Genomic DNA, 6,673 nt, shown 5'->3' on the forward strand with positions numbered 1-6,673 from the left:
CAGTCGTCACAGCGCGGGGATCAGTGGAAGAAGTGCCGCGTCCCCGTGAAGTACATGGTCACGCCGGCCTTCTTCGCGGCCTCGACGACCAGCTCGTCACGGACCGAGCCGCCGGGCTGCACCACGGCCTTCACGCCCGCCGCGACCAGGACCTCCAGGCCGTCCGGGAAGGGGAAGAAGGCGTCGGAGGCCGCGTACGCGCCGCGTGCCCGCTCCTCGCCGGCCCGCTCGACGGCCAGCTTCGCCGAGTCGACCCGGTTGACCTGGCCCATGCCGACGCCGACCGAGGCTCCGCCCTTGGCGAGCAGGATGGCGTTGGACTTGACGGCCCGGCAGGCCTTCCAGGCGAAGGCGAGGTCGGCGAGTTCCCCGGGCGAGAGCGCCTCGCCGGTCGCGAGGGTCCAGTGGGCCGGGTCGTCACCCTCGGCCTGCAGCCGGTCGGCGACCTGGAGCAGCGCGCCGCCGCCGACGGGCTTGAGCTCGACGGGGCTGGACGGGCCCTGCGGCGCCTTGAGCACCCGGATGTTCTTCTTCTTGGTGAGGGCCTCCAGGGCCCCCTCCTCGTAGTCCGGCGCGACGATGACCTCGGTGAAGATCTCCGCGACCTGCTCCGCCATCTCCTTGCTGACCGGCCGGTTCACGGCGATGACGCCGCCGAAGGCCGACAGCGGGTCGCAGGCGTGCGCCTTGCGGTGCGCCTCGGCCACGTCCGCGCCGACGGCGATCCCGCACGGGTTGGCGTGCTTGATGATCGCGACGGCCGGCTCGGCGTGGTCGTACGCGGCACGGTGCGCCGCGTCCGTGTCCGTGTAGTTGTTGTACGACATCTCCTTGCCGTGCAGCTGCTCGGCCTCGGCGAGACCGCCGCCGCTGCCGTCCACGTAGAGCGCGGCGGGCTGGTGCGGGTTCTCGCCGTAGCGCAGGGTGCTCTTGCGCTCCCAGGTCGCGCCGAGGAAGTCGGGGAAACGCGACTCGTCGACGGGCGCGTACGACGACGCGAACCAGGAGGCGACGGCCACGTCGTAGGCGGCGGTGTGCTGGAACGCCTCGGCGGCGAGCCGCTTGCGGGCGGCGAGGTCGAAGCCGCCGTGCTGCACGGCCGCGAGGACGTCGGCGTACCGCGCCGGGCTGGTGACCACGGCCACCGAGGGGTGGTTCTTGGCGGCGGCGCGCACCATGGACGGCCCGCCGATGTCGATCTGCTCGACGCACTCGTCGTCGGACGCGCCCGAGGCGACCGTCTCCCGGAACGGGTAGAGGTTGACGACGACGAGGTCGAACGGCGCGACGCCCAGCTCGTCCAGCTGCTGCCGGTGACTGTCCAGGCGCAGGTCGGCCAGGATGCCGGCGTGGACCTTGGGGTGCAGGGTCTTGACCCGGCCGTCCAGGCACTCGGGGAAGCCGGTGAGCTCCTCGACCTTGGTGACGGGGACGCCGGCGGCGGCGATGCGGGAGGCGGTGGACCCGGTGGAGACGAGCTCGACGCCGGCCTCGTGCAGCCCGCGCGCGAGCTCCTCCAGACCGGTCTTGTCGTAGACGCTGACGAGCGCGCGACGGATGCCCCGCCTGCCGCTCTCGGCCGTGACAGTGCTCTCGGCGGTCACTGGATAACTACCTTTCGTCCCTCAATGCGATAGCCGTTGCGGGCGAGCCGCCCCACGACCTCGACGAGCAGCCTTCGCTCGACTTCCTTGATCCGCTCGTGCAGAGCGCTCTCGTCGTCCTCGTCCCGGACCTCGACCACGCCCTGGGCGATGATCGGGCCGGTGTCGACGCCGTCGTCGACGAAGTGGACGGTGCAGCCGGTGACCCGGGCCCCGTACGCGAGCGCGTCCCGCACCCCGTGGGCCCCGGGGAAGCTGGGCAGCAGGGCGGGGTGCGTGTTGACGAACCGCCCCCCGAACCGCGCCAGGAATTCCTTCCCCACGATCTTCATGAACCCGGCGGAGACGACCAGGTCGGGCTCGTGGGCGGCCACGGCCTCGGCGAGGGCCGCGTCCCACTCCTGGCGGCTGCCGAAGTCCTTGACCCGGCAGACGAAGGTGGGGATCCCGGCCCGTTCGGCCCGGGCGAGGCCCTCGACGCCCCCGCGATCGGCTCCGACGGCCACGATCTGCGCGCCGTAGGCGTCGACGCCTGCGGTCGCGACGGCGTCGAGGAGCGCCTGCAGGTTCGTACCGGATCCGGAGACCAACACGACGAGGCGCTTGGCCACGGGCTTGGCGGCCACGGTGAGGCCCTTTCTCGGGGAAGCACGTACACGGCGGTGGGCTCACGCGGACTTCACGCCTGCTTGTACTTTCGTACGAATGCATCGCGCCCCCGGATACGGGGAAGCCTACGAAGCAGCCGACCGTCAGCAACGATACCGGCACACCGGACGGCCCCCACGGGACGGGGGCGTGGCCGGAAGGTAGCGTCTGCGAGGAACGGGATGAGGGCGTGATCGGGAACGCGGTCGGCACGCGGCGCGTTCCCCGAGTGACAGCCACATCCGCTCAGGCCAGACAGCCGTATCACCTAGGGGAAGACGCTCACTTGATGCCGGACCGCAGCCTGCGACCCCTCACGCTCCCCCCGCAGTCACCGCAGGGAGGGGAGCGCGGCGTCGTGCTGCTGCGGGAGCGCCCAGCCTCCCCTCCGGACGCCCCGTCCGACGAGAACAAGCCGCCCGAGGACGACAACCCCTTCGCGCCGCCGCCGGAGGGCGCCCCCGACCGCCCGTGGCAGCCCAGACGCCCGGCGGGCGGCGCCCCGGAGGACGGGCGCTCCCCGTGGGGCGGCCAGTGGAGCGACCGGCAGCCGGGGCGCTCCCCCGGCGGCTTCGGTGAGCGCCCCGGCGGCGGCTCCGAGAACGGCGGCCCCGGCAACGCCGACCCGGGCAAGCGCTGGGACCCGGCGGACCCGGCCCAGCGCCATGCGCGCTACGCCCTGCTCTGCGGCATGTGGGCCTTCTTCTTCGCCCTCTTCGGCTGGCCGTACGTGGCCCTGCTGCTCGGCGCGCTCGCCCTGAACTGGGGCATCAGCTCCCTGCGCGCCAAGCCCCGCATCCCGGACCCGGACAGCCCGCCCGCCCCCGACACGAGCGGCCGCCCCCAGCGCACCGCCGCGGTCAGCGGCCTGGTCACCGGCTCGCTGGCCCTGGCCCTGGTCGCCGCGAGCTTCACCGCGCACCTGGTCTACAGCGACTACTACAGCTGCACGAACGACGCCCTCACGCACGAGGCGAAGCAGTCCTGCGACGACCTGCTCCCCAAGGAACTGAGAGAGATCCTGGGCGAGAACACCTGACGGCACAGGGAAGCGGCGGCGGGGGCGGGGGCGAAGGCGAGACCGCCGTCGGCCGCCCCTTCCCCGGTCATCGCCCGGACCCCGCACCCTCCTCGCCGCCCGCGCCGTCCGCCCCCGCCTCCCGCAGGGCAGCCCACCGGGCCTCCCGGGCCCGCTCCCAGTCCACCGACTCGGCGGGCACGGCCGGACCGGCGACTTCGGCCAGAGCGGCAGCCTCGGCCGGTTCAGCCGGTTCAGCCGGTTCAGCCGGTTCAGCCGATCCGGCCGGTCCGGCGGGCTCGGCCCGTCCGACGTGCTCAACCGGTCCGACGGGCTCGTAGGGCTCGATGGACGGTCGCCCGGGCTCGACGAGCGGGAGCGGGAGCGGGAGCGGGAGGGAACCGACCGGAGAAGCGGGCACGACGGGCACGACGGGCAAGCTGGACGAGGCGGGCACGACGGGCAAGCTGGACGAGGCGGGCACGACAGGCGAGCTGGACGAGGCGCGCACGACGGGCTCGCTGGACGAGGCGGCCACGACGAGATCACTGAGCGAGGCGCGCACGGCAGGCGAGCTGGACGAGGCGGCCACGACAGGCTCACTGGACGAGGCGCGCACGACGGGCTCACTGGGCGAGGCGCGCACGACAGGCGTGACAGGCCCGAAGGCCTCGACGCCGCCGCCTTTCTCGATCACGCCGACGGGCGGCACTCGCTCGACCACCTCGCCGGACGCCCGGCCCGCCTCCGCAGCACCCCCCTCGACCACCGAGAAGTCGTACGGCTCCCGCTCCCCCTGGTCGCCGCCCGTGCTCCCCGCGGACGCCCGCCGTTCGCGCCACCCCCGCCACCCGTGGATCCCGAGGGCCACCGGCATCCCCACTCCCACCACCCACAGCATCATCGCACCGCCGACCTGCCACCACACCGGCCCGAACCGGGCCCACGCGGCGACCCCCAACGGCCCGCCGGCCATTCCCGCCAGCGCCCCCGCCAGCACCCCGCATCCAGTCCCCGCCAGCACCACGCTTCCCGCGGTCCTGCCCCGCGACCACCCGCCCCCGCCCTTGCGCCCCGCCGCCCTCTCGGCCCCAGCCGCCGTCCCCGCGGTCCGCGCGGACCGCGCCACGAACACCCCCACCGTCACCGCGGCCGCGAACGGCACCACCCCGGCCGCCCAGTTCCACGGCGTCCCGCCCCCGCCCTCCGGCACCGCCGCCAGCAGCGGGAACGGCGGCAACACGGGCGCCGGAGCGGAGGACAGGGGCGCCACCACATGTCCGACGCCGAGGGCGTACCCGGGCCCGAGCGCGTACGACGCGCCCCACACCGCCGCGTTCGGCACCAGCGCCACGCACAGCAGCAGCACCGCGAACCGCCCCGACCATCCGTCCGTCAGTTGCAGAAACGCCGCGCGGGCCGGCCCCAGGTGCCACACCGAGGACGCCGCGACCAGCAACGCCCCGCCGCCGACGAGCACCGTCGCACCGGCCCCCGCCGCCCGCCCGGCGGCGCCGAGCCGCTCCCGCCCGTCCGCCCCGAACAGCAGTCTTCGCATGCCGCGCGAAAGGACGGCCGGCATGCCGTCCGCGGGCTCGCGCGGGCAGCCGTAGGCCGACCACACCCCGGCCCCGGCGGCGAGCGCGGCGACCGTCGGCACGCAGACCGCCGCCCACCCCCACGAGGGTCGCAGCGCGCCGCCGGCGGCGTAGAGGGCGACGCCCGCGCCGACGACCAGGTAGCCGGCCACGACGCCGGCCCAGGCCGTACGGCCGCTCACGAGGAAGCCGTCGCAGCCGTCCGCACCGCCGTCCTCGCCGCCGTCGCCTTCCATCGCGTCCCGCGCGGCTCGCCGCACCAGCCACACCGGCAGCGCGAGCAGCAGCAGCGGGGTGACGCCGACCGGGGCCGGCGCCCCGGAGAGCGTGTCGACGCGGATCAGTTCCGCGCCGTGCGCCAGCAGCCAGAGCGCCGCGGCGACGTGCAGCGCGCCGCCGGGCCCGCTGTCGGGATAGGGGGAACTGATCCACAGCACCATCACGAGCACGGCGAACGAACCGAGTCCGAGTCCGGCGGCGAGCGCACCGCCCAGGAGGCCGGCGGCCAGTCCGGGCGATCGGTCGCGCATCCGGGTGAGCAGGGGCGACAACGACAGTCGACGAGCGGTCATCTGGATCACGACGGCCATGCTCCCAACGACACGCGCTTTCCCGTCGTAACGGGCGAACTGCCGCTGTGTCGCTCAATATACGTTTATGTACTTTTTCGTGCGAAGGGGCATCCTGTGACGCGGCAGGCGAACAGCGCCGGCAGGGCGGACGAGATGACGGACACCCAGGAGACCGCGCCCACAGGGTCGGTGACGGTTCGCTTCCCGGGGAAGCCGCGCCCGCCCGGCACGAAGCCGGCACCGGCGTGCGCCGGACCCCGCGCCCACGCCCCCGCCCATGCGCCCGCCCATGCGCCCGCCGACGCAGTGGGCGAGCCGGAGCATGCCGCCGCCGCGCTCCCCTCCGAGCAGCCACCCCTCGCCCCGGAACCGCTCCTCGCACGGGACGCCTTGACGCCCGCTCAGGCCTTCGACGCGCTCTACGCCTTCTGCGCCCCGGCACTGGTCCGGCAGGCGTATCTGCTCTGCGGCCGCCGCGAACTGGCGCGCGAGTCCGTCGAGCGCGCGTTCCAAGTGGCCTGGCAGCGCTGGCCCGAGGTGGCCGTGGACCGCGATCCGGCGGGCTGGGTGCGGGCGACGGCGTACGAGTACGCGCTCTCTCCCTGGCACCGGTTCCGCCCCCGCTACCGCCATCCGGAGCCGGCCCCGGCCGACGCGTCCGACCGCGCGCTGCTGGACGTCCTGCTGTCCCTCCCCGCGCCGCACCGCCGCGCGCTCCTGCTCTACGACGGCGTCGGCCTCGACCTGCCCGAGACCGCGGCCGAGACGGAGGCGAGCACGCCGGCGACGGCGAACCGGCTGCTGCGCGCGCGGGAGGCGGTCGCCGCGCGGCTGCCCGAACTGGCCGACCCCGCCGCACTGCACCGGCGGCTCGCCGAGGTGGCGTCCGCCGAACGGCTGCGTGCCGCCAAGCCGCCCGCGGTCCGCACCGGCGGCGAGCAGCGGGCCCGCTTCTGGACGCGGGCCGCGATCGCGTCCACGGCCGTGATCATCGGGGCGACCGCGCTGACCCTGCACACGGCCCCCACCCGGTACGAGCCTCCGGTCCCGCCGGGCGAGACCGTGCAGGGGGTCCCCCCGAAGGCGGCGCAGGGCGCGCTCTCGGACGCGGAACTGAGACTGCGGGCGAAGCTGCGTTCGGCGACGGGTCACGGTCCGCAGCGGATGCTGCCGGAACCCAGATGAGCGGGCCGCCGGCCCGGGAAGACGCCGGTGGGCCCGCCCCCACGAGGG

At 74.9% G+C, this 6,673-nt stretch carries 5 protein-coding genes; 2 read left to right on the plus strand and 3 right to left on the minus strand.

Annotation, left to right across the window (positions count from 1 at the left end; all coding sequences use genetic code 11):
• Nucleotides 1-20 precede the first annotated feature (20 nt).
• Together purH and purN are read right to left on the minus strand one after the other, a co-directional pair.
• A complete protein-coding gene (gene purH, locus ACFVYK_RS37480) occupies nucleotides 21-1,604 on the minus strand; it encodes a bifunctional phosphoribosylaminoimidazolecarboxamide formyltransferase/IMP cyclohydrolase (protein WP_389781212.1) in 1,584 nt (527 codons plus the stop codon).
• Nucleotides 1,601-2,230, minus strand: a complete 630-nt coding sequence (gene purN / locus ACFVYK_RS37485) for a phosphoribosylglycinamide formyltransferase (protein ID WP_389781213.1) — start codon at nucleotides 2,228-2,230, stop codon at nucleotides 1,601-1,603. Before purN ends, purH begins: the two co-directional genes overlap by 4 nt.
• Before the next feature lie 311 nt (nucleotides 2,231-2,541).
• Between purN and ACFVYK_RS37490 the strand changes: the two genes are divergently transcribed.
• Nucleotides 2,542-3,291, plus strand: a complete 750-nt coding sequence (locus ACFVYK_RS37490; RefSeq protein ID WP_389781214.1) for a hypothetical protein — start codon at nucleotides 2,542-2,544, stop codon at nucleotides 3,289-3,291.
• A gap of 67 nt (nucleotides 3,292-3,358) precedes the next feature.
• Here the strand turns inward: ACFVYK_RS37490 and ACFVYK_RS37495 are convergent, their stop codons facing one another.
• A complete protein-coding gene (locus ACFVYK_RS37495; protein ID WP_389781215.1) occupies nucleotides 3,359-5,458 on the minus strand; it encodes a DUF6350 family protein in 2,100 nt (699 codons plus the stop codon).
• Nucleotides 5,459-5,554: 96 nt separating this feature from the next.
• Between ACFVYK_RS37495 and ACFVYK_RS37500 the strand changes: the two genes are divergently transcribed.
• Nucleotides 5,555-6,625, plus strand: a complete 1,071-nt coding sequence (locus ACFVYK_RS37500) for an RNA polymerase sigma factor (protein ID WP_389781216.1) — start codon at nucleotides 5,555-5,557, stop codon at nucleotides 6,623-6,625.
• Nucleotides 6,626-6,673 lie beyond the last annotated feature (48 nt).

Source organism: Streptomyces sp. NPDC058291, from assembly GCF_042880855.1.
Classification (GTDB): Bacteria; Actinomycetota; Actinomycetes; order Streptomycetales; family Streptomycetaceae; genus Streptomyces.